The organism is Streptomyces sp. 8P21H-1, from assembly GCF_013302945.1.
Genome location: NZ_JABTYA010000159.1, coordinates 1 through 994 on the forward strand (window position 1 = coordinate 1; position 994 = coordinate 994).

Consider the following 994-nt stretch of genomic DNA (forward strand, 5'->3'; position numbering starts at 1 on the left):
CGCCGGGGCCCGCCCGGGCTCGCACCCGGGTACGCGCCCGGGTACGGGGCGCCCGGCGGATGGGCCGGGGGACCCCATGCGACGGCCGACTCCGCGGGGCGCGTCCGGTCCGTCCATGTCCTGCCGTCCCACCAGCGCTGTGTGGCGGGACCGTCACTTTTCTGCCCGGGATCGGGGTACCAGCCGGGAGGAGTCGCCTGCGTCATGGGTCCACCGTATGAGGCGCGGGTGAAAGCCGGATGAGAGGATCCCGGTTCGGGTCACTCCAGCACCAGGCGCACCGGCTGTTCCGCCCCCCGGGGCAGCGGCGGGAAACCGCTCCGCCCCGGTGTGAGCGAGCCCAGCACACTGGCGTGCCGGGCGCCGGTGCTCCTCGGGTCGGTGCCCGCGAGCCCGTGCAGGGTCAGGAACCCGAGGACGGCGAAGGCGTACGCCTCCTTGGCCGCCGCGGGCAGGCCGAGGTCGTCGGAGAGGCGCAGCGCGACCCCCGGCAGCTCGGCGTCCAGCATCGCCATCAGGACGGGGTTGCGCGTCCCGCCGCCCGAGGCGATCACCTCGGTGGCGCGCAGCGGACGGACGGCGTCCGCCACCGTCCGCGCGGTGAGCAGGGTGAGCGTCGCGATCACGTCCTCGGCGGGCAGCGCGGGGAAGTCCGCCAGCGCCGCGCGCAGGTAGCCCTCGTGGAACAGCTCCTTGCCGGTCGTCCTGGGCGCGGGCCGCGCGTAGTACGGCTCGTCGAGCAGGTGCCGCAGCAGCGGTTCGTGCACGGTGCCGCGGGCGGCCAGCGCACCGTCCTCGTCGAAGTCGCGGCCGGTGCAGCGGCGTACGGCCGCGTCGACGAGGGCGCCCGCGGGCCCGGTGTCGAAGGCGGTGCCGTCGGGCGCGGTGAGGTTGGCGATGCCGCCGAGGTTCAGCGCGACCGGGGTGCCCGGCCTCCCGCGCAGCCACAGGAGGTCGACCAGGCTCACCAGCGGCGCGCCCTGGCCGCCCGCGG

2 protein-coding genes are annotated in these 994 nt (G+C 76.5%); both read right to left on the reverse strand.

Going from position 1 to position 994, the window contains the following annotated elements; all coding sequences use genetic code 11:
- Positions 1-206 (reverse strand): DUF2510 domain-containing protein (locus tag HO151_RS02670; RefSeq protein WP_173894515.1); only part of this gene is annotated, 206 nt, incomplete at its 3' end.
- A gap of 54 nt (positions 207-260) precedes the next feature.
- The coding region (locus tag HO151_RS02675) for an anhydro-N-acetylmuramic acid kinase (protein ID WP_173894516.1) at positions 261-994 on the reverse strand (734 nt) is incomplete at its 5' end.